This is a genomic window from Myxosarcina sp. GI1 (assembly GCF_000756305.1).
Taxonomy (GTDB): Bacteria; Cyanobacteriota; Cyanobacteriia; order Cyanobacteriales; family Xenococcaceae; genus Myxosarcina.
Genome location: NZ_JRFE01000032.1, coordinates 87551 through 112274, shown reverse-complemented (window position 1 = coordinate 112274; position 24724 = coordinate 87551). Strand labels below are relative to the sequence as shown.

The following is a 24724-nucleotide window of genomic DNA, read 5'->3' as shown; positions in this document are numbered from 1 at the left end:
CATTGTAATTAAATAATTGTGACACTTGATACCTTTATAGGTTTATCAATTTCAAATTTGGGAACAATCGTGAAGATAACAAATTATAGTTTTAATAACGCAAACCATGAACGATTACGATCCTATTTTGTTTACCCAGAGACAAGTATTTGGCAGAGATACAGCTTCTGGTACTCTTTCTACTAATGATGACTACAACGAACACATAAGACCATTTGGTTCTCCTCAGCCACCAGCAGTTGAATACGATATGCTGGACTATCTGACTAACGGTGCTGGACGCTATGCTACTCCTGCAATATTTCCAATTATCGATGATTTCTTTAGCTCTGTTGTTCCTCAAAATCCAAGTGGGCAACCATATAATGTGTCTGAAATACGCCGAGAGCTAAATTTACTTGATAATGATCTGTTTAGAAAAGCAACAGAAACTTCAATATGGCAGTACGGTACAGACACTACCAGCCTTGACTTTGCAGAACGTGCTTATATCTTCGGTACTACAGATTTTAGGTTAGATCTCACTAATGCCGAATTTGAAGTGACTGCTAATGGTAAGAAATTTATTACAGGAATGCGGGTAATAGCCAAGGATGATAATTTCGATTTCCGAGGTGGTGCTGGTCCTATTAACGCTGTTGCCAATACAATTTTGCTACCTGCATACGACCCTTACGGACTAGGAATTGACCCCACAAACCCCCGAAATAGAGAAGTCCCTATCAAATTTACAACTTCCACAAGCGGTAGAACATACGGTACTTCTTTAGATCCTTACTCTGCTTTAGACTATGTTGTTGACGATAATTATGAATTTAACAAAATAAGTATCAAAGGTACTGTTTCGGGTGCAGCCCAATTAGCAGTAGGCATAAGTCAATTTTTAAACCCAATTAGTACTACCTTAGCGGGTTCGTATTTATTGAATATCAATTCAGATCCTTTTTTGCGCTATTTACGCGACGATTTTAAAGTAATATACGGAACTCCTGGTAACGACAATATCGATCCTCTTGACCAAGAAAACGATATATTTGACACCCGTTCACCATTAGCACCATTGTTAATGGTTGGCGGCGAGGGAAATGATTATAATTGGTTCTTGGCGTTCAGACGAACTACTAGGAGGCGACGGTAGCGATGTTTTAGAAGGTCGGGTAGGTGATGACACTCTAAACGGTGGTGCTGATAACGATAATCTTGATGGTGGCAAAGGAGAAGATACAGCAGTATATTTCGATTCATATACTGATGCCAATGGTAATCTAAACTACGATCTTACTACCAACACCAACAGTAAAATTACCACAGTCGAGCATCTCAATAATGGAATAGATGGAACTGACACACTAGAAAATGTAGAGTGGGCAGAATTCAAAGGTGGTCAACAGATAAATGTATCATCAAATCCATCAGAAATCTTGATTGCATCGCGCATCATTCCCCTACCTCTAGAAGACGGCGAAGAAGACACCGAGTTGGTTGAAGTAGAAAGCACCATAGCTAATCCTAATCTCAACGATCCTCCCACACCACTCAATGTCAGCCTCACTGCACCTGTGGCAATGCTCGATGGCGATATCGACTACACCCTTAATATTTCCCCCTACGAACCTAGTAGCGAATACAACGTAGTTTACGTTATCGATACCTCATCGAGTATCGATTCAGCAGAATTACAAACCATTAAAGATGCCTATACAGATTTAACCAACTTCTACATCAACGAAGGCATCGCCGAGAACATCAACTTTGGTGTAGTTTCTTATGACTCTAGTGGCAGATTTCATCCCGATGCTGGTGGCGACAGAAATCTGACTGCGGATGAGGCTTTGGTTGCCTTGCAAAACTTGACTATCGATACTGGTATCGGCACGAGATACTATGACGGACTAAACAAAGCAGACCAATTCCTACTCAATTCCCGCTACAATCCATTCTTCACTACTGGCATAGGCTATTTCTTCACTGACGGTCAAAATACTCAAATAAATGGCGATCGCTTTGATATGCTATTAAAAGCTAGAGATGTGAGAGAATTGGCTAACTTCCAAGCTATTGCCTATTATTCAAATCTCGATACTCTTACTTCAAATTCTCTTGAAATTAGGGATGTTAACTGGATCGATTCCAATCAAGGAGTCTTCCTCGACGATATTTCTGACTTATCAACAGAATTACTTAAATCAGATCTCGCCGACGATGTAGTAGAAGTAAACATCCTGTTAGACGGGGAAATAGTCGATACTATTACTCCAGACCAACTAACCGACAGTCCACTAGGTTTGACCTACGAAGGTTCGGTAGAAGGTTTAGATATCAGTATCGATGCTGAAAACATTATTACCGCCGAAGTTGTCTTTACCCCCGAATCAAACCTAGCAACAACTAACGTAGACTACACCGTCACCGCAGGAGAAGGAGAAGCAGTCGATGGCGATGGCAATGCGATCGCTCAGTCAGATAACGAAGATCCTTTTGAAAACACGCTCGACGGCAGCGACAGCGATGATGAAATTACACTCGGCTATGTTGACTTAGGTGCTAACGGTGGTGCTGGTAGCGATAAGATCGTTGGTAACAAGCGCAGTAACAACCTCAATGGTGGTGCAGGAAACGATCGCATATTCGCTCATGGTGGCAACGATACCATTATTACAGGTGCAGGGGAAGATCGCGCCGATGGTGGCGAAGGCATCGATACTGTAGTTTATGATGATAAGCTCTATGCTGATAGTACTATCCGTAAAGTAGGCAATATAGTCAGCGTTGACAGTACCGATAGTTTAACTGACGTTGAGTTTATTCAATACTCCGATTTTAGAATTAAACCGCATCTACTTTGAAAACCGTAGTTTTTCTTCTTCTGGATCGAGGTGTTTTTTAACCCACAAGCGATCGCTTAAAAACAGTGGAGTAGTATTAATTAGATGCTGAAAATCAGCAACAGCAGAAATTAACTCTTGTTGTTGGTCATAACAAACATGATAAGTTATGTCTTCTCTGAGCCATTGCCAAAGATGTTCGACAGGCATAAAATCTGGGCTATAGCCAGGTAATTGTAGAAGATGGATGTCCATTGCTGATGCTGCCTCGGTGACCACTTTAGCACGATGATATGGTGCGCCATCCCAAACCACAGTTATTTGTTGCTGGGGAAATTCGACTCGCAACTTTTTGAGAACATCAATGGTATTAATTTTCTCTGCTTTCTCATAAGGAAAAATTCTGGTTTGCGCCTGATTATAGAGGTAAACACCATAAAAAGAGACTTTCTTTCTTCCAGGAGAACTAGAGCTGACCCAAAACCTTTCTCCCCGAATTGACCAACCGTAACCTTCATCGGTATCTAAATGTATATGGGCTTCATCAATATAGATAATTAATCGCTTTTGATGAAGTGCATCCTCTAATAATTCAGTAATTTGTTCGACAAATTCAGCTCTTTTGGCGGTATTGCCTTTATTAAGCAACTTCTTCGCTTTCTTCCAGGAAAAACCCATCTGCTTAAGAGTTTTTCTGACTGTCTCTCGACAACAATTTATCTTCCACTTCTGTTTCAGCCAGTGGACGAATCTTTTTAACGTCCAACGTGGAAACCCTTGAGATTTCCTCCCTCTTTCTTGTGGTGCTAATGCTGACCTTAAAAGAGCTTTCTGGATTTGATTCCCTAAATCTTTTCGCACCGTTTCGGAAAAAAAGGGTTTCTTCCTCCCGTTCTTTGATACTCGACGGCTTTGAGACCTTCTTGATTATAACGATGCACCCATTCCATTACTGTTTGGGGATTTCTTCGGGTTTGTTCCCCTACCTTTGTAGCACTTTTCCCTTCACTAATTTCATACAATGCCATCAGTCTCTCTCTTGTTCGAGGATGTTTGGCAGCCAATGCCTCTGTTCTTAATAACTCTTTGCTTTGATTCCAACGAGCGTAATCTACTTTTAACATCAAATCGATCTTATTTTTCTTCTCTTAATCAGCCTATTTGATTTTGAGCCAAAACTCCAGTTTTCAAACTGGACGGGGTTTAGTACTGAAACTCTAGCTGTTACCCCGATTCTTGAGGCTGATGCAGCAATTACTATTGCAGAAGGTGATTCAGGAAATACTACTGCGAGCTTTACTTTCAATCTTTCTACACCAGCACCAGTAGACGTACAGTTTACTTACAATACCGTAGATGGTGATGCTGTTGCAGGTGAAGACTACATCGCAACATCGGGACAAGCAACCATTGTCGCAGGAGAAACTAGCACTACGGTTGAAGTTGAGATTATTGGTGATACCGAAGAGGAGTTAACTGAAGTCTTTTCCCTAAGTTTATCGGAAATATCTGGAGCGACTTTTGCTAATAATCAGGCAGAGTACGATGTAGTTGCCAATGTTGAAAACGATGATGCACTGGAAACCGAAGGAAAGCTACTTCGCGGAAGTGTAGATGAAGATTCGCTATTGGGTGATGTAGGTGACGATACTTTAGTCGGGGAAACTGGAGATGATTTTCTTTTAGGCTATCTAGGTAACGATCTGCTCAACGGAGGTGGTGGCAATGATATCTACATTTTTGGGCAAGGAGATGGTCGAGATGTCATCTCTGATTATCTAGTGGAAGCTCAAGATACAGATTCTGCTATAACTGAAAGTGGTGGGGACAGTGATACGTTAGTTTTAAACTCTAGTATTACCCTCAATGACGTGAGTTTAAATCTTGAAGATGAAGACCTAGTTTTTACTTTTAACGATTCTACAGAAGATCGGATATCTATTTCTAATTACGATGATGATAAATATCGTATTGAATATTTTCACATTGAAAATCAAACCTTTTCTTTAGAGGAGATTATCAGCGAACTACTAGAATCAACTCCTACTAACAATCCTCCCGTACTTGTCAGCCCTATCGGCACTCAGACTATAGCCGAAGATAGTAATTTAAGTTTGGCGATCGCCGAAAACTTCCAAGACAACGATCCAGAAGATGTTCTCAGCTACACCGCTACTTTAGCCGATGGTAGCGAACTGCCTAGCTGGTTAAGCTTTGATAGTTCGACACAAACCTTTAGCGGTACACCTACCAACGATGATGTCGGCAGTCTCAACATTTTAGTTACTGCTACCGATATTGAAGGCGAAACCGTAAGCGATACTTTTGACCTAATCGTCGAAAATGTTAACGACCCACCTACATTAACATCTGAAATTCCCGACCTTACCGCCACCGAGGACGAACCATTTAGCTTTACCTTAGATGAAGCCACTTTCAACGATGTCGATGCCGAAGATAGCTTAACTTACACCGCCACCCTAGCCGACGGCAGCACTCTACCTAGCTGGTTGAGTTTCGACCCCACTACTCGTACCTTTAGCGGCACACCTCTAGACGAAGACGTAGGAACTTTTAGTCTATTAGTTACAGCAACAGATAACCAAGGCGCGATCGCTAGCGACAGCTTCGACCTTACCGTTAATAACGTCGAAGAAACAAGCGATCGCACTATTATCGAATACGGCAAAGTAGAAAATCTTACCGATACCCTACAAACCATTAACCTTACCACCAGCTTTACCAACCCCGTAGTATTCGTCCAGCCTCTCTCTGCCAATGACTCCGACCCTGCGATAGTAAGGCTGCAAAACATCACCAGCAATAGCTTCGACCTCCAGGTACAAGAACCCAACCATCTCGACAATATTCATAGTGCCGAAGGCGTAAGTTACTTTGTCGTCGAAGCAGGAACCTGGACGCTACCAGATGGCAAGGTCCTACAGGCAGGAACTACCGAAAGCGAAAATCAAGTTTCGCAAGGTTGGGACAATATTACTTTTAACGAACAGTTTACTAACACTCCAGCCGTATTTTCTCAGGTTCAAACCTACAACGGTATTGATTTCGTCCGTACCCGTCAGAACAATCTCAGCACTACGGGGTTTGAGTTTGGTATGGAAGAAGAAGAAGCTTTAAAAGATACAGCACATAAACCCGAAACTTTAGGCTGGATGGCGATTGAATCGGGTAATGGTAACTGGTTGGGTAATGACTATCAAATCGGGACTACAGGCGATACAGTTACCCATGATTGGCGAACCCTAAACTTTGCCTCTAACTTTGATTCGGCACCACAACTATTAGCTTCTCTCACCAGTTATGACGGACCAGATCCTGCGGGGTTACGTCATCGAAATCTAGCTACCAACAGCGTAGATTTACAAATAGAGGAAGATACCAGCTACGATAGCGAAGTCAAACACACTACCGAAAATGTCAGCTTTATGGCACTTAAAGGTGAGGGAGTTATTACAGAGAAAGCTACTACTACAGTTACCCCACAAGTCTTTGGCGAAACAGGAACTCTCAATCTCACCGACGCTGCTCAGACCATCAACCTGATTAACAGCTATGACAATCCCGTAGTATTTCTCCAGCCACTATCGGCTAACGGACCAGATCCCGCTACGGTACGCATGAACAATCTTACCGCTAATAGTTTTACCGCATCAATTCAGGAACCCAACTATCTAGTCGATGCAGGAAAGGGCGGTCATACGGAAGAAACAGTCAGTTATTTCGTCATGGAGGCGGGAACTTGGCAGCTTGAAGACGGTACGCTACTAGAAGTGGGTACTACCGAAAGTGAAGGACTGGTAGAAAAAGGTGTGGGATTCGACCCCGTTGATTTTAATACGCAATTTGCTGCTACACCCATAGTATTATCGCAGGTACAAACCGCCAACGATTCCGACTTCGTGCGGACTCGCCAGCAAAATAGCACTGTTAATGGTTTTGAGGTGGCTCTAGAAGAAGAAGAAGCTAACGCTAATTCTGGTCACGGTACGGAAACTGTAGGCTGGCTGGCTATGGAAACGGGTTCTGGTCAGTGGGGAGACTTTAACTACTATGCCGAACGTACCAGTGATACTATTACCCATGACTGGACAGCGATTGGGTTTGATAGCTTATTCAACCAGTCACCGCAGGTCGCAGCTAGCATTAGCAGTTATGATGGTTTCGATGCTTCGGGAGTTAGATACGATAACCTTACGGCTACGGGCATGGATATAAAAGTTGAAGAAGACCAAAGCTTAGATGACGAAATAATTCATACTTCAGAAATCGTTGATGTTCTAGCAGTAGAAGGTAGTGGTAGTTTGAGTGCGATTCCCGTCGAGCCAATGGCGACTGCGGGAATGACGAGTAATGCCATCGCTCCTGTGACTTTAGCTAATAATACACTTTTTGACTCGAATGAGACTTCTGGTGTAATTGGTCAGTAAATGGAAGAATTTAGCAGTGGAAGCAGTTTATCATGCTGCTTCTACGTTAATTCTGAGCCGCTGGTTCAAATCGAGACGAAATGTGCCGTAAGGATTGATATGACCGAACATTAGCGGTGTAATCGATGCCTTATCTCTTGCCGTCAATTTCTGCTGCCAATGTTGCTGTGCTAATACGCTCTGAATCATCAAAGTATTTACGTACACCAAACTTATTTGCAACAGATGCAGCGACAGCATTGATAGCTCCTGACTTTCCAGACGGTTAGAAGCAAGTTCGCCACCCTTACCGTAGAAGATAAAATCGTTGACCCCGTTCCATCGCTCGACTACATTCAAACCCTCATTAATCTCTCGTCGCAGAGCCTCCGAATCGAGATAGCGACAAAGGAAAATAGTTTTAATGGCTCTACCTAATTCTACTAAAGCCAAATAGGTCGGATGCTTGAACGGATTTCTGCTAAATCGTTTTAAGATGGCTTCGGTTTCGGCAGTACCCAATCTTAAAGCGGTGGTATACTTTACCATCTGGTCATACTGCTGGCGAATTAAGTCCCAATTTATCGGTCGAGTCAAAATCTGCTGCAAGTTCTGATAGGCATCGGCTTGACCCGCACAAAGGCGATAGAGCTTCTGTACTTTAATCCTTTTCAGTCTGGGCATTAACTGAAAACCTAACAAGTGAGTGAAGGCAAAAGCTACCTCACTCTGTCCGTGACTATCAACGTAGTTTCGTTTGACTTCCATACTGGTACAGTGTTTCAAAACCCCGTTAATCATCGCCGCTACTTCACTAGAAGAACAGGTTTTAAGCTGCGAGTAAATACAGGCAGAATTCTTTTCGACGTGCCAGTAAATCATCACCCCCCGTCCTCGATAGCGCAGATGATACTGAGTTATCAGATTCTGTTCCCAGGCAGGAAAGTGTTTGCTATCGCTAGCACAGGTAGTCGTGCCTTCACCCCAAATCTGCGGCAAACGAATCTCAAAGATGGCGTTGACAACCTCGGAAATAGCACCGCGTAACTGGTCTTTGTCGATATAGCGACGACGGACATAGACTAAATCTCGATAGTTTTCGCCATCGGTTCCCGTATTAATCTGTTTTAATCCCGTATTTGTCCCCATACCGAACAAACAGAGCAACAGTCGCTTTTGCAGGGTTTTTCTGTCGAGGATTTCTCTAGTTCCCATACTTTTAAAGTTGCGGGTAAAGTTAACTCGCAAGTCTGTCTCTTTGAGAATGTCTAAGAGGCTGGTTTTGTGCCAGAGGCGATCGATCTCTCCTTTTAGTTGCCGAACGTTAACGGGTTCGGGTGCGGGGTCAAATGGGCTGAGTCGAATCGCGCCTTTACCGCGAGGGTCAATTTTAACACCCTGGTTTTGGGGCATTCCCCGATCTAATTTCTCTAAACCCTCTGCCATCTGCTGCTGTAAGCCAGAAATAAAGGTTTCTACGTCTTCAGGAAGAGTTAGAGCCTGATAGTAAACCCGTCGTTTGGCTTCAAAGTCGGTAGGTAAATCTAAATCAGGATTGCGATAGCGATTGGCTCCGACTACCCATATCTCCTTACAGCAGAGTCTTTCTCTGAGAGCTTTAAGTACGCAGATTTCATAGTTGATGCGGTTGATTCGGCTCTGTCCTTCTGAGTCTATTTCTAGCAACATCTCCTTGGCATTATTCTTCAGAACGCCATCGATGGGTATTTCTTCGGTGGGGTCATAATATCGGGCTTTGCTGTGGGCGTATTTCTTCAAAAGCTCTATTGCTGTGATGACGGGACGATGAATATCATTGTTAGAGCGGAATTCCAGCATTTCTAGCAGTTGAGGAATCATTCTGCGGTAGTGACCCGCAAAAGAGGTTCGCATCAGATTGTGAACTCTGCGTCGATAGGATGCACCAGTCGCTTTATACTCGGCAACCAAATCTTTGAGAGTTTGAGGCGACACTATGGGAAAAATTACCTGTTCGATAATTCCATCTGGTTCGGCGATTGCTGCTTCCGCGATGCGAAACAGTAAGCCTGTTTTGCCCGACACCGCTTTAAATTCATCAATTAACTGCTTTTCGATGCGTCTTTGCGCCCTGGTATCGAGACGATGAACGATTTGAATTAGTAACTCAATCAAATTATCGGTAATTTCCTGGCTGCGTTGACTACAAAAAGCTGCCATTAGAGTGTAGCGGATAGCAGGGGGATGTTGTCTAAGAAGATAGGGGGTTTCGGTAGCTGCTCTCTGACGATAGGTTTTGACTAGCTTTGACGATTTGTCCTCAAATAAATCGGTTGGCAATTTTACAGCACGAATGCGTTTGAGCTTTTCGATTTCAGCGAGAAAACTCCCTAACCCTATTGCTCCTGGGTCAGTTTTTAAAAGAGCAAAATCCGACATTTTGATTTTGGTATTCGATGGCTCGTCATCATTTTCGGAAGCTTCTAAATCTGCTGTAGAAAGAAGAATATCGATTTGTTCGATTGACTCTGGGGTAAGTCTATTTAGCGTTTGTCGGCAAAAATCGGCTTCGTGTTGTGCTATAGCACTATGTATCAAACGCTCGACTCTTCCAGGTGTCGGTGGTTCGATTTGTAATTCTCGCCATTTCTGGTAGATAAGCTCTGTAATTGGTTCGATTCGCTGTTCGTTGGGAAGAATTTCGGCTTTTAGCCAAGTAACTATTTCTTTCCCATCGGCAATAGTAGCGGTACGAAATCCAAACAAGTTGCGAATGGCTGCACGATGATTGCTAATAGAGCGTCCCTGCCAGTCATAATCTGAGTAAGAATCAGCAGAAATTTGTAACTGTTGGGCTATATAGGTGATGACAGAAGTAGATATTTCATCTGAAGTAGGAAAACGGGCATAGGCTTGGAAATACTTGAGCAGAATGGCAAAACCAATTTGGTTAGCTCCGTTTTTACTACGAACCAGTTCTAGTTCTTGGGGTAGGAGCGTCCAGGTTTCGATTAGTTCTTCAGTATTGCCATTCGCTTTGACCATTCATCCTCTCTTCCTTTCGGGGCTTGTGATTTTAGAAATCATAAGTGGATTGGACTAGATCTAGCGAAGCTGTCATACGGGGCAATCTAGCTTGAAACCGTTACAGGATATAGGTTTCAAAATTGGAATTTTTAGATTTTAGCGATCAAAACAAAGTCAGAATTTTTGCAGCCTTTGGGTACTTCCTGCAAAATCAGCACTTTTTACCAGAGTTACTAAATTGCTGAATCACTTATATAGCAATAATTATAGCCATTATGCTAAAAAAGCAGTTTTCACTGTCTTAAACATCAAAAGCTGCAAAATTCTCCAGATTGCCCCTCATGACACTCTCGCTAGTTTTTCCCCGGATTAAGAGTTTGGCTCGAAAAAGTTTATCAAAAATACAGATTTATGATCGACTGTCAAATGTAGCCAAAAAGATGTATATGGAAAACTTATTAATGAGAGGTGAATGGAACCAAACAAATAAAAATAATTAAAGGGCTGTAACGCTGATGATAAAAGAGTTATAGAGCAAGTTGCGTGCTATGACACCAACCTTCGCTTACCGCCTTCTAGTTATCAATGAGGCAGTAGATTAAGGTCTATCTGTTGGTGTTCCAGGTTAAGTTCCATTTAGTTCTCGGTGGTGTAAAAAAGATAAAATTGTTGCCAAGTCCAGTACTGCGAAGTTATTGATACATACAGCAATTTCAATGATTGAGATCAGACCAATCCAGCAACATCAAATTAAACAAGCTAAGCAAATTGTCACGACAGTTTGCCTAGAGGTTTGGCCAGATATCCTGACCGAGGAGGAGTTGAAGCGCTATGATTCTATGTCTGATATTGAGCATATGCGCTTGCACTATTTCGACAATGGTGGTGTGTTCTTGGTCTTGGTAGACAACGAGCAGGTTGTAGGTACTGGAGCAATCCGAAAACTTGATAATGAAATTTGCGAACTTAAGCGTATGTGGTTTCTCAAAGAGTATCGAAGACAAGGATGGGGCTGGAAAATGGCTCAAAAGCTCCTTGATTTTGCTAAGCAGGCAGGTCATCGGAAGGTGAGATTAGACCTCGTAAACGAGGAGCACCAACCACAGGCACTCAAACTCTACAAAAGACTTGGCTTCTACACAATTGAGAGATATAACGATAGTTCATGCAATATATTTATGGAAAAGCTTTTATAGTGGTAGCCAAGCAGCCCTAACCTTGTGTTGGTGGGGACAGAACAGAGTTTATCGGTCGGAGTTAAGTTTATTTGCCACCGCACAACCTCACCGTTAGCCCGACCACCGTCTACTTATATGCTCTCAAATAATTTTCTCAGCTTTGTTAAAGCCGAACTTAATATATCGAGCAAACCTTTTATTTCAATCTGGTAAACGCTTGGTGAATTTGCGCTTCTGTCACTGCACCAAATCCTAAGAGAAGACAGTTCTGGCTTTTTTCTGAATGGCGATCGTAGTACTCCGAACCAGAAAAAATTTGTATTCTCTCTTTTCTAAATTGCTGAATTACAACTTCTGCATCCTGTTCGTCTGGTAACTGAATCCAAAACTGTAAACCGCCACCTGGTAAACTCCATTGCCAATCTGGAAAATCTTGCCGTAAGTAACCCGCAATAAGATTGCGTTTTACGCGATGGTTCACTCGCATACGGCGCAAATGTCGCTCTACTGCTCTTGAATTTAACAAGTCTGCTAGCCATAACTGAACAATCAGACTCGTTCCGCCTTCGATTTGCCAACGTAAATTTATTAGTGCTTGGATAATAGTTGGGTGAGCCACAATATATCCTACACGCAATCCGTTAAATAATACTTTAGAAAAGGTACCCATGTAGATTACCTTTTCCCTACAGTCGATCGCTTTAAGAGCAGGTAATGGATGGCGATCGAAGTAAAATTCACTATCATAGTCATCTTCAACGATCAGCGCATCGTTTTGTTGGGATAATTGCAGCAATTGGGTACGTCTTTCTGGTGACAGTGTAATCCCTTGAGGAAAGTGATGTTCTGGCATAACATAATGTAAACTGGCTTGTTTAGCATCGTTAGTCAGGCAAATCCCCTCTAGATCGATAGAGCAGGGTAGCCCTGTTATTCCCCGATTGATGAAGTTTTGAGGAATGTTTAAATACCCAGGAACACCATAACTAATACTGTCAGCGTAAGTAGACAATAATTCTGCCAGAAGAAAGGAAGAGTGAAGCGAGCCATTGGTAATAAAAACTCGATCGGGTGTTGTTTGTATACCTCGGTTGGGTAAGACCATCTGACAAATTGCTTCTAGCAAAGCTGGATGACCGTTACTGCGGTCGTATTCTGACAACCCAGTTGCTCCCGCATGCATTACCTTCCGAAATGCTTGTGTCATCGCCTTAAAAGGTAAATAGTCTGTCTGAACTAAACTAGGCTTAAAAGAAATTAGAGAGCGAGCTTCGATGTTTGAAATTGCAGAATCGAAGCGAGGGTAATTTGAGCTTGCTAAAGATAACCATTTGGGTAATGTCTGTTTTTTTTGACTCGGTGTAGTTACCTCAATCTTGCCAAGATCGACAACCACCGTGCCGTGTCCAACCCTACTAATACAGTAACCCTGAGCGCATAACTCTTCGTAAGCATTTACTACTGTCTGACGCGAAACATTTAATTCTAATGCTAGCTGACGAGTTGGCGTTAATCGCATTTGGGGCGTTAACTCTCCCGATAAAATGCGATCGCGAATTTGTTCGAGAATCTGCAAGTAATAAGGATGATGAGGATTACTACGATCGAGTTGAATGTGTAGCATATTGGTCTATAAAATTTGTCTCGAATTGGCTCGTTACGTTAAGCCAATTTTTCTATAGGATAGTATTCCATAAAAAACAGTGGTAAATAAAATGGTCGCAGAACTACAAAAAATTGAAATCGTAGTAAATATTTGTATTTGAAAAGCTAAATGACTACACCCCAGGTAATTACGATTCAGGTTGGCTTACCTCAAGCTTTTGGTATCAAGGGTGCATCTAATCCAATGGATCGACCTTGGACGACAGGTTTTTTCAAAACTCCAATTGAAGGAAAAATCTGGCTTGGTTCGACCAATCTTGTCGGAGATGGACAGGCAGACCTCAAGAATCATGGTGGTGTTGAGAAAGCGGTTTTAGCTTACGCAGCAGAACATTATCCAATTTGGCGGGAAAATTTGCAGTTACCAGATTTGCCCCATGGCGCATTTGGCGAAAATTTAACGGTTGTTGGACAAACAGAATCTTCTGTCTGCATTGGCGATGTTTACAATCTGGGTGAAGCAAAAATTCAAGTATCTCAGCCTCGTCAACCCTGTTGGAAATTATCTCGTCGCTGGCGAATTCGCGACCTAGCTTTACAGGTTCAGCAAAATGGACGAACTGGATGGTATTTTCGAGTGCTAAAAGAAGGAAATATTGAACCGAACCTACCATTAATCTTACAAGACCGCCCATATCCTCAATGGACAATAGCACGAGCCAATCAAATTATGCATCAAGAGAAAAGCGATCTAGAAAGTGCAGGCGAATTAGCAGCCTGTCCGCTTTTATCATCAAAATGGCAACAAACTCTGTCACGTCGTGCCAATAGACCGCTTAACTCCGAGTCTGCACCACGACTATGGGACAAAAATTAGCTAATTGAAGCCAAACAATAATCGAGATTGAGTCGTACAAACAGAAACAATAATGACAGACTATACTCAATTACCATTTAACCTACCAGTACCTCAAGATGACGGAGCAAGTTCCCATTTATTAGAAAAAAGCTTACCCGATGTTATTCTTCTTTCTACTTCTGGTAAACCAGTAGATCTATCCTACATTCAGGGTCAGGCGGTATTTTTTTGCTATCCAATGACAGGTCAACCAGGTGTTGAACTTCCTAATGGTTGGGATTCAATTCCAGGCGCGAGAGGATGTACTCCACAGTCATGTAGTTTTCGCGATCGCTATCGAGAACTTCAAACACTTGATACTCAAGTCTATGGAATTAGTACCCAAAAATCTTCTACTCAACTTGAAGCGGTAGAAAGACTTCATATACCATATGAGCTTCTCAGCGATGCAGATTTTGAATTAACAACATCATTGCAGCTACCAACTTTTGAGCTAGAAAATCTGCGATATATTAAGCGTTTAACTCTGATAGTACGAGGAAGCAAGATAGTTAAAGTATTTTATCCAATTTTTCCTCCTGAGAGAAATATTGTAGATGTTGTCGAATGGCTGAAGCAAAATAAAAGCCGATTACAAGAGTTTCCCTACCAAAAGCGATCGCGCTTTGAGCAACTACAATTTAGATAACTTTCAGAATATGGTCGGAAGTATTTTTCCTCATAAGTTCCTCAAAACTTTGCCGTACTCTTAAAAATCGACTAAAGCAATTAATTATTTAGAAAAAATCAGCCCATGAGCAACAAACAGATTTTTTTCACTCGATGAAAAGTTTTTTTTGCTGTTAACAACAATACTTCCTGGCAGTTTCTTACTAACTTGCGAAAAATATAGATGGTATCTTTTGTCAGAAACTAAAAATGAATTAAGCATCAGCAACATTAATTAGGGAAGGCAATTTTTACGGTCCGAAATACTTCCTAACTTAAAAAATTGAGAGACAGACCAAGATTTTTTGTCTCATAAAATACGCTTTAAAAAGCCAAATTTAACGCTAAAACCATTATGAATTCTGTAACTCAACCCGATATAAACCTTCAAGAATCTCTAATATATCTAAAGATTAAGTGCAAGTTTAAGGAGAAGCGGTATTACACTCAATTAACTCGACACAAAATCATCAAACCGATCTCTATAAATTTTAAATGAATCAGAAATACTCCCAAAACAAGAAATCGTTAGAAAATTATAGAGCGAAAATTGTCACCCCAGAATCTTTAGATCGACAATGGGAATGTTTGTCTGTACAAGAGGTGGTTGGCTTTTTAAACAGTAATTTAAGCACGGGATTAACTCAACAGAAAGTAGCCGAACGTCAAGAACGTTTTGGTTCTAATCAATTAACTCCCCCAAAAAAGTCCAGTCCTTGGATGCGATTTATCCAACAGTTTAACCAACCGTTGTTATACATTTTGATCGGCGCAGGAGTAGTCACCTTGTTCTTACAAGAGTGGGTAGATGCTGGGGTCATCTTTGCCGTAGTTTTAATTAATGCGATCGTCGGCTACATTCAAGAAGCCAGGGCAGAGAAAGCAATGGAAGCCTTAGCCAAGTCGATGGTAACTCAAACTAAGGTGGTTCGCGAGGGAGCGCGATCGCGACTAGCTGCCAGTTCACTCGTACCTGGAGATCTTGTTTGCTTGGAAGCTGGAGATAAAGTACCAGCCGATTTGCGGTTGCTCCAGTGTAAACACCTGCAAATTAACGAGTCTGCCCTCACGGGAGAATCTCTCCCAGTAGATAAAGACAGTAAACCCCTTAAAGAAGCAACCTCCCTGGCCGATCGCCTTAATATGGCTTATGCGGGTACGATTGTCACCGCAGGGCAAGGACGGGGAATTGTAGTGGCGACAGGCGTTGCCACCGAGACGGGCAAAATCTCTGCCCTTATGGAACGACAAACTAATCTCACCTCTCCCATCGTGCGGAAACTAGAAAAATTTAGTTGGCAACTGCTGTATGTTTTTCTCGGGTTAGCAGCACTAATTATTGTCGTAGGATTGGGGCAAGGAGAATCATGGCTACAGATGTTTCAGACTGCGGTTGCTTTAGCGGTTAGTGGCATTCCCGAAGAACTACCCCCATTGGTGACAATTATTCTCGCCATTGGAGTTTCTCGCATGGCTAGCCGTCATGTCATTATTCGTAAACTGCCAGCCGTAGAAACTTTGGGGAGTGCCACAGTGATTTGCTCTGATAAAACGGGGACGCTTACCGAAAACCAAATGACCGTTGAAGAGATTTATGCAGGGGGACAGCACTATCGGGTTACGGGAACGGGGTATAACCTTGAGGGTGAAATTTTACAGGATAACCAGTCGATTGTAATTGAAGCAGATCGAGGGCTGCGGGAATGTTTGCAGTGCGGATTATTATGTAATGATTCTCATCTCCAAGTACGAGACGGGCGATCGACAATTGAGGGAGATCCGACTGAAACCGCAATGATCGTCGTGGCACACAAAGCCCGGATGCACCGCGCTACTTTAGAACAGAAATTACCGCGAATAGATGTGATTCCCTTTGCCTCAGAATATCAGTACATGGCAACTCTTCATCAAAACTCAAGGGGAGACAAAATAATTTACGTCAAAGGCTCTACGGAAGCGATTCTCTCTCGCTGCGATTCTGGTGAGAATAACGGAGCGCAAGCTATTGAATCTATAGCCGAACAGATGGCTCGGCGAGGATTACGAGTGTTAGCCCTAGCTAGAAAACCTGTTAATTCTCAGCTTAACCATTTGGCTCGAAAACAGATCGATCGCGGTTTAACTTTTTTGGGCTTGCAAGGAATGATCGACCCGCCTCGACAAGAGGCTATTCGGGCAGTAGAAGCTTGTCAGACGGCGGGGATTGGGGTCAAAATGATCACTGGCGATCATGCAGTTACCGCTAGCGCGATCGCATCGAAACTGAACCTAAGCTCAGGAGAGATACAGGCACTCACGGGCAAAAATTTAGAGCAGATAAGCGATCGGGAATTACAAAATGCTGTAGAAGACACTGTAGTATTTGCGCGAGTAGCACCGAAGCAAAAACTGCGCTTAATTGAAGCACTGCAAGCCAAAGGCGAAATTGTAGCGATGACGGGAGATGGAGTAAATGATGCTCCAGCCCTCAAAMAAGCCGATATTGGCATCGCGATGGGCAGAAATGGCACGGAAGTAGCCAAAGAAGCTGCCGATATTATCCTCACAGATGATAATTTTGCTTCTATTGAAGCTGCGGTGGAAGAAGGGCGAACGGTTTACCTCAATTTGCGGAAAGCGATCGCTTTTATTCTCCCAGTAAATGGCGGAGAGGCACTAACGATTTTAGCTGGGGTACTCTTAGGGAGCGCACTGCCAATTTTGCCCCTACAAATTCTCTGGGTAAACATGGTGAGTTCTTCTTCTCTGTCAATTCCCTTAGCCTTTGAACCGCAGCCAAAAAACCTGATGCGATCGCCACCCCGTCCTCCTAATGAACCTCTACTTACGAGTAGTACACTTTGGCGGATTGCGATCGTTTCCTTGTTTAACTGGGCAGCCACCTTTGGCATATTTGAATGGATAGTAGCAACTACAGGAGAGGAAGCCCTAGCTCGTACTATGGCGGTGCAAACCCTAGTAGCAGCAGAAATCTTTTATTTGCTCTGTATCAGCCGTTTTATTCCCTCTTTGGAAGCGAAAATGCGCGATGATCTCCACGGATCGATCGCTTATGCCCCTGCGGTTGGAATTATATGCGTTGTGGTTTTACAAATACTCTTCAGCCAGTTACCCGTGATGAACGCTTTATTTGAAACCGTTCCTCTCAGTTTGACTCAATGGCTAATCTGTCTGGGCGCAGGCTTACCCGTGGTGATTTTTGCCTTGCTTTTAAAACGCTTTAAACCGTTAGGTTAAACCAACGGTCACAGCACAAAGGCGATTCGTTTCGCCGCATGTGTCCGTCGTTTTACGGCGGAGTAATCTGTGACTCATCTGTTTGCTTGGTTATTGACAAAATGACCTTATCAACACATACACTGTTACCAATTGAAATTCTGTAATTTTTGATACAAATGAACGCTCAAATAGTTAAACTCAATTCTTCTTTAATCCCCGAAATTAAAAGTCGCCTCAAAGCAGGGGAAGTCATCATTCTTCCTACAGATACCGTCTATGCATTGGTCGCTAATGGCAACGATACCGAGGCTGTCACTCAACTCAGACAAATCAAAGCCTTTACTTCTCTCCAACCTCTAGGGGTATTCACCTGCAAAGAAAAAGCAGAGCAAGTGGTGGAAGTAGATCGACCCGCTCTACAAATGATGAATCATTTCCCCTATCCCGTGACAATGATTATGCGGGCAAAACCTACTTTATCTGAGGTAGTAACCAACGGATTTAAAACTGTTTTTGTCACCTGTCCAGATAAATTCATTTACGATCTCATCATGGAAATACCTTTCCCCATTGTGGGAACTTCTGCCGCTTTTGCAGGCATTCAAGCAACCAATGCCCAGCTAGCAGCCAAGTTTTTTGGCGACAAAATTGATTTTATTGTCGATGGTGGTGAGAGTAAACATGGCAGAAGTGGCACTTTAGTGGATTTTACCGTGGAAGTGCCAACTATTATGACTTATGGCACAGTTTCCGTAGACGATCTCAGACCTTTACTTCCTCAAATCGTTCTTCCTTCCCATATGATGAAGTAATAAAGGGCTGCGCCCTAGCTTTAAGCCAATTGCTTTAAGCTGTAAACTTAATCGTGATTGAGGTTTTGCACCCCTCCTGATTCAAAACTAGAGGTCTTAAACCCAAAAGCTATGAGTTTAAAGCAATTGGCGCAGGTAGTAATTAAAAGACTTAGAGCTTATAACTTAGAGCTTAATAATTTGCGGGAAGTATTAATTTAATATCGTAGGTGTCACGTACCAAAAATGGAACTTGTAGTTTATGGTTTACTAGCTTTAGCTCCAATTATAACGGTCTTTTTATTGCTAGTAATTGCTAGACGCTCGGCAAAACAGGCTATGCCAGTAGCCTACATAGTCACAAGTGCGATCGCCCTATTTGTCTGGCAAGTTCCTTTAGCTGCGATCGCTGCTTCTACTATCCAAGGCTTAGTTATGGCAGCAGAAATTCTCTACATTATCTTTGGCGCGATCTTGCTGTTGAATATTTTACGAGAATCTGGAGCGATCGCTACTATTCGACGCGGACTATTAGCGGTTTCTCCTGACAGGCGCATTCAGGCAATAATTATCGTCTGGCTGTTTGGCAGCTTTTTAGAGGGTGCATCAGGCTTTGGTACTCCTGCTGCTGTCTGTGGTCCTTTATTAGTAGCTTTGGGTTTCCCAGCTTTAGCTGCTGTTACCATTGCCTTGATTGCCAACAGTACCGCTGTTGTTTTTGGAGCGGTAGGTATTCCAGTTTTATTGGGAATTAATACGGGGTTAGAGGGAGCAAGTATAGTCAACAACTACATTGCCGAACAAGGTTTTACCTACGCAGAGTATTTCAAGTTAATTGTGATTAGGATCGGGGTTTTGAATAGCATCATTGGCACTTTAATTCCCCTATTTATGGTCTGTACTTTAACTCGCTATTATGGTGAACGTAAATCCTGGCAAGAAGGATTAGCTGTAGGCTGGTTTGCCTTATTTGCAGGATTGGCTTTTACTGTTCCTTCGACTTTGACAGCAATCTTTTTAGGTGCAGAGTTTCCTTCATTAATCGGTGGCTTGGTAGGTCTAGCAATTGTTGTTCCAGCAGCACAAAAAAGATTTTTAACTCCAAAACAAGTTTGGGATTTTCCCCCAAGAGAAACTTGGTCGGATGGATGGTCGGGCAGCTTGACTGCAGCGATCGATAATGAAGCGCGATCGGATCTTAGTTTACTAAATGCCTGGACTCCTTATGTCTTAGTAGGCTTGTTTTTAATGCTCTCTAGACTGCCATTTTTACGGTTTCAGGGGTTGCTTCAAGTACTTAAGGTCAACTCATCTAGTTTATTGGGAACAGAAATAGGGATTAACTCCCAACCTCTTTATCTCCCAGGAACAATATTTATCTTGGTGGCAATTCTGACTTATTTCCTGCACCGCATGAAGAGAAAAGCAACGATCCGAGCAACAGTTAATGCAGTTTCCACTTTAACAGGAACAGCCCTGGTTTTAGCTGCTGCCGTACCGATGGCGAGAGTATTTATCAACTCTGGCTTCAATGAATCCAATCTTGCCAGTATGCCTGTAACCCTAGCAGATGGTGTTGCTAGTTTGGCAGATTCTAGCTACCCGTTTTTTGCTCCCATTATTGGTGCGATGGGTTCTTTTATCGCTGGTAGTGCCACCGTCAGCAACATGATGTTTTCCCTATTCCAATTTGGAGTAGCTACCAAAATTGGTGCTTCGGGAGCGGTAGTTACTGCATTACAAGCGATAGGTGCTGCTGCGGGTAACATGATTTGTGTGTCTAATGTGGTTGCTGCTTCGGCTACTGTGGGCTTAAGCGGTTGTGAAGGATTGCTAATTCGCAGAGTATTATTGCCCCTGACTTATTATCTGATGGTCGCGGGTATTTTAGGCGCGATTGCCATCTATCTACCGAGAATTGTTTAAATCTTAAAGCGATCGATGTAACTGAGTTAAGTTATGAAACGTTGACTTTGCTAAAATGTCGATAATTTTGTTAATTTAGATACAGAAAACAATTTTAATTTATGTGTAAGAGTACCTTTTAACGATTGGGAAAGAATTATGACGATGCAAAAATCAAGTAAGCCAAAATCTACAGTGCAATGGTGTTCGATTCCTCTCAATCGGACTCTGGGAAGAACAGCTATGCCCCAACCACAGTCAGATACTTGGGTGCAACTATTAGAACCAGAATCATTTAGTCCTCTCTGTCATGACGAGGCTTTGCTGCTTTGCCAAATATCAAACTGGGAATGGGCTGCTTGGATTCCCGATCACGGTGAAGCCGTGATTAATATCGAGCAATTTTGTTGCCCAACTAGGTGAAAAACTTTGATGATTCTAGTTCTTGTCCTGCTGCTTTCCCCCCTTCAATCCTAGGAGGAAAACCTTTGACATTAGTATATCCGAGCATTTGGAGAGCCATAACGCCCATTGCAGTTCGATAACTCGACGCACAGTAAAGTACCACAAGACGATCTTTAGGAATTTGGTCAAGGTTTTGAGTTATATCTCGCAACGGAAGATTAATTGCTCCTGTTCTCATTTTATCAACCTAAATATAGGCAAATTATCTCGATTGAGTCTTGCTTTAAACCCACATTTCGCGAGTTGCATTATACTTCTAACAAATTGCATTCAAATCCATTGCCTTGAGGTAGTTTTAGCAATTTGAGTCAAAATAATGTCATCGCGAAAAATCAATAATAGTTCAAGATGTGACAATGAAAATCTGACGAAATTAGCAATATTTACGATAATCTATTGTGCTTCATTAGTAACGTGCGAAATATTTAAAAATTCGGTTATTGATTTTTTTCCTAACTATCCCTGCAATATGAGGACTGACAATGGGAAAATCCAGTTTAAACTCATAGTAATTAACGGTTTCTAGCCCAATTTGTTGAATAATTTCTCCAGTTTGGCGGTCGGGGTGGCAGTTATCAAACAGAGTTTTCCAAACTGGTTTGATACCATCTTGAACTCTCCGCGTCCAAGTGCCACATTCTCCTGCAATGTGTTCGATGAAGATAAAATCGCCTCCTGGTTTGAGGATGCGTTTAATTTCTTGAAGGCTACGGTAAAGTTGGCTAACCGAACAGAGAACGTGGGTACTGACAACCGTATCGATGCTTTCATTCTCCACTGGTAAGTCTTCTGCTGTTCCTTGATGCAGTTCGATGTTCGAGAGTTTCTGTTGTTGTGCCTCTCGTTTTAAGTAAGGATACATATAGACATTAGGTTCGACACCAATCCAGTGAATGTTATTAGGATAATAAGCCAGATTAGCTCCCGCACCAGGACCAATTTCCAAGACTTTATGCTGTAAATTTCCTAAAAGTGCTTGTTTAAGTTCTCCTAAGCTTTCATACTCAGGGCAATCGATTAGCTTAATCCCGTAATCATCGGCAGCATTCGCTTTTCCCATGCCCCAAGCAAACAAACGTTTTTGAATAGTTGATAGATTCATATGATTTTTTAAATTTATTTAGGGTTTGCTTTTATTACAGATATGCCAAAGATTTTGTTAGTTAACTTGACGTACTAAGCTACGGATTGCACTTGTTGAATAATATATTTCAAAGTAATAATTAGGGCGATTTGCGCTTTTTCCTTCGCCCCAATTAAAGCTAAAAAACTACAAATTACCGATTATCTTTTGTACAATCTGCACTCCAGTAATCGCTTGCCAGCTAAATAATGCTAAAAGTATCGCGTTGAGGGAGATATGACTATAACGAGCTAAGTCATTTCCTTTTTGCATATACGGGACTAAAGAAGCAGAGGTCGCAATGAGTCCTACCATACCCAAACCCACCAATAAGTGAGGTCCGACTATTAATTTACCGTTATTGATGTAAGTTACTGCCATTCCGCCTAAAGCTCCTATCACCATAAAAGCCAATAAAATTGAACCGACTCGATGATGTCTGTTGCTAAAATTTTTCTTAACCAACTCTTTGCGGATTTCTTTTGGTGCATTGCGAGTATGGCGAATTTGCCAACCGAGATATAGGGCATAAATAGCAGTAAAAAACAGAATCCATATCACAAGAGGATGAATAAATTGCGACCAAGTAATGATAAATGACATTTGAAACCTCTTTTAAATTAAACAGTTCTGCCTAAGTCGATCGTTGGCAAGTGGTAGCCGTGTCCGTAAAGGTCTTGACGGCGTAGCGAAGCCATGCCATTAGGCTTATCGCTTTTGCTGTTATGTCTGCGTTGGCGATCGCAAGTTTGGGATAGTTTTTTGACTAAAGAATTTTCGAGGTAAGTAATAACAGCTAGATCGGGTTCTCTTTCTGAAGTCACAATGCCCTCAATTCCCTGATCCTCTAAACGGTTCATCAATCCGCATCCTATTCCTCCAGAAATCAAAACTTGAATATTATTTAAAGCCTGGGGGATATGAGGAACAGTATTCAAAAAAGTTTCTTCTTTGGACAACTGCAAAAGCTCTTTGCTAAGAATTTCTTTGGAGTTTACTTCGTAAATCCAGAAGTTTTTACATCTCCCTGTATGACTTGTGATGTTGGTTTTATTCTGACTGGCAACGGCAATTTTCATGGCAATAAAATTGATTATTGAGAATTGTAATTACTGAATAATCTCAGTAAGTTAGGTTGAGCGATCGCTATTAGGTTAAAAGCGATATAGTAGGTTCTTGAGCGAGGCTTTCAGGGACTTGAATTCATTTCAAAAAGCCTCTTAGTGAGGTACACAGAGCCTATCGGCTCAAAGCTGCTTCAAGAAGCGATCGCGCTATGAACAATGATGCATTTTAAATAGCTGGCTAGCTAAAGCAACTTAAGAAAATTTATGGATATTGGAAGCGTCCATTGCTTGAATTCCCAAGTTGACTCGGTTAAGCAAGGTTGGCATCAGTTGGGATGACTTTACCGCTAGCATCTAGAATGGACTGGTTAGAATTAAATCCATTGAAGTTGAAAGCTATAGTGCCGATTCTTACGGCAAACCAAATACCAATAGTAGGTAAAGCTGCCCAAAGAAAATGTACCGAGCGACTATTATAGTTTTTTACTTACGTCTTTTCTTATACTTGCAAAAAAGATAAACGATACTATAAAGACTAAACAAAAACTTTGAGGAACTTATGAGGAACAAAAAAGATTTTTCCTAACAATTGCTCGGTATTAAAATGATTGTAAATCGACTTGGCAGATAAGCTTTCACGCATTTAATTTGACGAGCGACCCCGCGTCGGCGCAGCTGGAGACTGCCGACAGCTTCGCTGGCGAATCGCTCCAGCGATTGACGCAAGGGAATGCGCGAGTTGCTTGTTTTGGCTGACGGGGGGACTGGGAGAAAGGGAGACGGGGAGAAAGTTTAACTGTATTTTGCCTAATTAAATAATATGCAGTTTAAATGACGAACAGCTTATATTTTTTACTAATTAGCTTCTTATGCAAACACAATTTTGGATTCTGGCTCATGACCGAGATAGAGCCAAGCAGCAGCTTTCAAAACGATTTGCGAGTAAAGAATTTTCTGAATCTCTAAACTGGGAGCGCGATTAGCAGTAGTTCGATAAGAGGCAATTTCTCCGCTTAAACTAAAGTCGGAGTTGTTTTTGTAGTGATCGTAATCGTGAATGGCTTGAAAAGCGAATCCACAAAAAGGATTAGGATAAACCTCAGTGTCGTAGCTTTGAGCGGAAACATAAAGGCGATCGCGAGCCAGGTCGTCCAACATTTCTTGAGCGGTTTCATAACGCTCAAAATCAGAAGGAACGATATTAATCGGAAGCTGTTGAAATTCGCCCATAAGCCAATTACAAAGTTCTTGCCGAGTTTCGTCAGAAATTTCGGCTGGTTTCCCATTTAAGTAAATTTTGGCAAGTTTTTCTAGTTTAAGTGTCATCTTATCTACCCCCTTAAACTTAATCTGCATCTGGGACAGAGCGATCGCTGTCTCCATTCCATTTTAATCTTGCCAAATTTTTTGAATGACTTCCTTGAGCTAGATTATAATCAGAGGGAAATTATTTAATCTATCTCTTCAAAACCAAGTTCTCTTAAATAAATTACGGTTCTTCACAAATTCCTCAAATTGTTTTTTTAGCCTCAAGTTAATCATGCTC

The 24724-nt window shown here is 42.0% G+C and carries 19 protein-coding genes and 2 pseudogenes; 11 read left to right on the top strand and 10 right to left on the bottom strand.

Annotated features, from left to right (window positions below):
• Window positions 1–106 precede the first annotated feature (106 nt).
• Both KV40_RS23700 and KV40_RS23695 read left to right on the top strand, forming a co-directional pair.
• Window positions 107–1138, top strand: coding sequence for a hypothetical protein (locus KV40_RS23700; protein ID WP_036486616.1), 1032 nt, complete (start codon window positions 107–109; stop codon window positions 1136–1138).
• A complete protein-coding gene (locus tag KV40_RS23695; protein WP_036486614.1) occupies window positions 1086–2846 on the top strand; it encodes a VWA domain-containing protein in 1761 nt (586 codons plus the stop codon). Before KV40_RS23700 ends, KV40_RS23695 begins: the two co-directional genes overlap by 53 nt.
• On the opposite strand, the gene KV40_RS23690 is transcribed toward KV40_RS23695, so the two are convergent.
• On the bottom strand, window positions 2838–3686 hold the full coding sequence (locus KV40_RS23690; RefSeq protein WP_072013741.1) for an IS630 family transposase: 849 nt from the start codon (window positions 3684–3686) through the stop codon (window positions 2838–2840). The two genes, KV40_RS23695 and KV40_RS23690, sit on opposite strands and share 9 nt — an antisense overlap.
• Window positions 3671–3949 carry a helix-turn-helix domain-containing protein gene (locus KV40_RS23685; RefSeq protein ID WP_036476788.1) on the bottom strand — a complete coding sequence of 93 codons (279 nt, stop codon included), beginning with the start codon at window positions 3947–3949 and terminating at the stop codon, window positions 3671–3673. The genes KV40_RS23690 and KV40_RS23685 overlap by 16 nt, the downstream gene beginning before the upstream one ends.
• 3 nt (window positions 3950–3952) lie before the next feature.
• On the opposite strand from KV40_RS23685, the pseudogene KV40_RS37420 reads away from it, so the two are divergent.
• A pseudogene (locus KV40_RS37420) lies at window positions 3953–4327 on the top strand (Calx-beta domain-containing protein); the annotation flags it as partial.
• 126 nt (window positions 4328–4453) lie between these two features.
• Window positions 4454–7273 carry a putative Ig domain-containing protein gene (locus KV40_RS32495; RefSeq protein ID WP_052055884.1) on the top strand — a complete coding sequence of 940 codons (2820 nt, stop codon included), beginning with the start codon at window positions 4454–4456 and terminating at the stop codon, window positions 7271–7273.
• A 30-nt stretch (window positions 7274–7303) separates the two neighbouring features.
• Here the strand turns inward: KV40_RS32495 and KV40_RS23675 are convergent, their stop codons facing one another.
• Entirely contained in the window at window positions 7304–10276 is a 2973-nt protein-coding gene (locus tag KV40_RS23675; protein WP_036486612.1) for a Tn3 family transposase, read from the bottom strand.
• 698 nt (window positions 10277–10974) lie between these two features.
• Between KV40_RS23675 and KV40_RS23670 the strand changes: the two genes are divergently transcribed.
• Window positions 10975–11454, top strand: a complete 480-nt coding sequence (locus KV40_RS23670) for a GNAT family N-acetyltransferase (protein ID WP_036486610.1) — start codon at window positions 10975–10977, stop codon at window positions 11452–11454.
• A 178-nt stretch (window positions 11455–11632) separates the two neighbouring features.
• Here the strand turns inward: KV40_RS23670 and KV40_RS23665 are convergent, their stop codons facing one another.
• Window positions 11633–13060, bottom strand: a complete 1428-nt coding sequence (locus tag KV40_RS23665) for a PLP-dependent aminotransferase family protein (protein ID WP_036486608.1) — start codon at window positions 13058–13060, stop codon at window positions 11633–11635.
• A 150-nt stretch (window positions 13061–13210) separates the two neighbouring features.
• Between KV40_RS23665 and KV40_RS23660 the strand changes: the two genes are divergently transcribed.
• The 6 genes from KV40_RS23660 to KV40_RS23635 all read left to right on the top strand — a co-directional run bounded on the left by KV40_RS23660 (window position 13211) and on the right by KV40_RS23635 (window position 20946).
• Entirely contained in the window at window positions 13211–13918 is a 708-nt protein-coding gene (locus tag KV40_RS23660; protein ID WP_036486606.1) for an MOSC domain-containing protein, read from the top strand.
• Between the two features lie 52 nt (window positions 13919–13970).
• A complete protein-coding gene (locus tag KV40_RS23655) occupies window positions 13971–14588 on the top strand; it encodes a peroxiredoxin (RefSeq protein ID WP_052055883.1) in 618 nt (205 codons plus the stop codon).
• A 515-nt stretch (window positions 14589–15103) separates the two neighbouring features.
• Entirely contained in the window at window positions 15104–17845 is a 2742-nt protein-coding gene (locus tag KV40_RS23650) for an HAD-IC family P-type ATPase (RefSeq protein ID WP_052055882.1), read from the top strand.
• Between the two features lie 158 nt (window positions 17846–18003).
• Window positions 18004–18639, top strand: a complete 636-nt coding sequence (locus tag KV40_RS23645) for an L-threonylcarbamoyladenylate synthase (RefSeq protein WP_036486604.1) — start codon at window positions 18004–18006, stop codon at window positions 18637–18639.
• 225 nt (window positions 18640–18864) lie between these two features.
• Window positions 18865–20544 carry an L-lactate permease gene (locus KV40_RS23640; RefSeq protein ID WP_036486602.1) on the top strand — a complete coding sequence of 560 codons (1680 nt, stop codon included), beginning with the start codon at window positions 18865–18867 and terminating at the stop codon, window positions 20542–20544.
• A gap of 144 nt (window positions 20545–20688) precedes the next feature.
• Window positions 20689–20946: a hypothetical protein gene (locus KV40_RS23635; protein ID WP_216595690.1), complete on the top strand. Its 258-nt coding sequence runs from the start codon at window positions 20689–20691 to the stop codon at window positions 20944–20946.
• Here the strand turns inward: KV40_RS23635 and KV40_RS23630 are convergent.
• From KV40_RS23630 to KV40_RS23610, 6 genes and pseudogenes are all read right to left on the bottom strand, one after another.
• A complete protein-coding gene (locus KV40_RS23630; protein ID WP_216595689.1) occupies window positions 20939–21166 on the bottom strand; it encodes a rhodanese-like domain-containing protein in 228 nt (75 codons plus the stop codon). The two genes, KV40_RS23635 and KV40_RS23630, sit on opposite strands and share 8 nt — an antisense overlap.
• A 228-nt stretch (window positions 21167–21394) precedes the next feature.
• A complete protein-coding gene (locus KV40_RS23625) occupies window positions 21395–22090 on the bottom strand; it encodes a class I SAM-dependent methyltransferase (protein WP_036486598.1) in 696 nt (231 codons plus the stop codon).
• A gap of 168 nt (window positions 22091–22258) precedes the next feature.
• The gene (locus KV40_RS23620) at window positions 22259–22714 is read right to left on the bottom strand and encodes a DUF4079 domain-containing protein (protein WP_036486596.1); all 456 of its coding nucleotides are present in this window, start codon (window positions 22712–22714) and stop codon (window positions 22259–22261) included.
• 17 nt (window positions 22715–22731) lie between these two features.
• A complete protein-coding gene (locus tag KV40_RS23615; protein WP_072013889.1) occupies window positions 22732–23190 on the bottom strand; it encodes a NifB/NifX family molybdenum-iron cluster-binding protein in 459 nt (152 codons plus the stop codon).
• A gap of 240 nt (window positions 23191–23430) precedes the next feature.
• Window positions 23431–23653, bottom strand: a pseudogene (locus KV40_RS36800) (Photosystem Q(B) protein 1); the annotation flags it as partial.
• Between the two features lie 392 nt (window positions 23654–24045).
• Complete coding sequence (locus KV40_RS23610; protein ID WP_036486700.1) at window positions 24046–24504, bottom strand: hypothetical protein; 459 nt, start codon at window positions 24502–24504, stop codon at window positions 24046–24048.
• Window positions 24505–24724 lie beyond the last annotated feature (220 nt).

What these genes read in the sequence shown, in the direction of transcription:
- KV40_RS23630 (WP_216595689.1), bottom strand. Translation starts at nt 21,166, where the DNA reads ATGAGAACAGGAGCAATTAATCTTCCGTTGCGAGATATAACTCAAAAC.
- KV40_RS23655 (WP_052055883.1), top strand. Translation starts at nt 13,971, where the DNA reads ATGACAGACTATACTCAATTACCATTTAACCTACCAGTACCTCAAGAT.
- KV40_RS23675 (WP_036486612.1), bottom strand. Translation starts at nt 10,276, where the DNA reads ATGGTCAAAGCGAATGGCAATACTGAAGAACTAATCGAAACCTGGACG.
- KV40_RS23635 (WP_216595690.1), top strand. Translation starts at nt 20,689, where the DNA reads ATGCAAAAATCAAGTAAGCCAAAATCTACAGTGCAATGGTGTTCGATT.
- KV40_RS23660 (WP_036486606.1), top strand. Translation starts at nt 13,211, where the DNA reads ATGACTACACCCCAGGTAATTACGATTCAGGTTGGCTTACCTCAAGCT.
- KV40_RS23620 (WP_036486596.1), bottom strand. Translation starts at nt 22,714, where the DNA reads ATGTCATTTATCATTACTTGGTCGCAATTTATTCATCCTCTTGTGATA.
- KV40_RS23645 (WP_036486604.1), top strand. Translation starts at nt 18,004, where the DNA reads ATGAACGCTCAAATAGTTAAACTCAATTCTTCTTTAATCCCCGAAATT.
- KV40_RS23610 (WP_036486700.1), bottom strand. Translation starts at nt 24,504, where the DNA reads ATGACACTTAAACTAGAAAAACTTGCCAAAATTTACTTAAATGGGAAA.
- KV40_RS23625 (WP_036486598.1), bottom strand. Translation starts at nt 22,090, where the DNA reads ATGAATCTATCAACTATTCAAAAACGTTTGTTTGCTTGGGGCATGGGA.
- KV40_RS23700 (WP_036486616.1), top strand. Translation starts at nt 107, where the DNA reads ATGAACGATTACGATCCTATTTTGTTTACCCAGAGACAAGTATTTGGC.
- KV40_RS23615 (WP_072013889.1), bottom strand. Translation starts at nt 23,190, where the DNA reads ATGAAAATTGCCGTTGCCAGTCAGAATAAAACCAACATCACAAGTCAT.
- KV40_RS23665 (WP_036486608.1), bottom strand. Translation starts at nt 13,060, where the DNA reads ATGCTACACATTCAACTCGATCGTAGTAATCCTCATCATCCTTATTAC.
- KV40_RS23670 (WP_036486610.1), top strand. Translation starts at nt 10,975, where the DNA reads ATGATTGAGATCAGACCAATCCAGCAACATCAAATTAAACAAGCTAAG.
- KV40_RS23685 (WP_036476788.1), bottom strand. Translation starts at nt 3,949, where the DNA reads ATGTTAAAAGTAGATTACGCTCGTTGGAATCAAAGCAAAGAGTTATTA.
- KV40_RS23640 (WP_036486602.1), top strand. Translation starts at nt 18,865, where the DNA reads ATGGAACTTGTAGTTTATGGTTTACTAGCTTTAGCTCCAATTATAACG.
- KV40_RS23695 (WP_036486614.1), top strand. Translation starts at nt 1,086, where the DNA reads ATGATTATAATTGGTTCTTGGCGTTCAGACGAACTACTAGGAGGCGAC.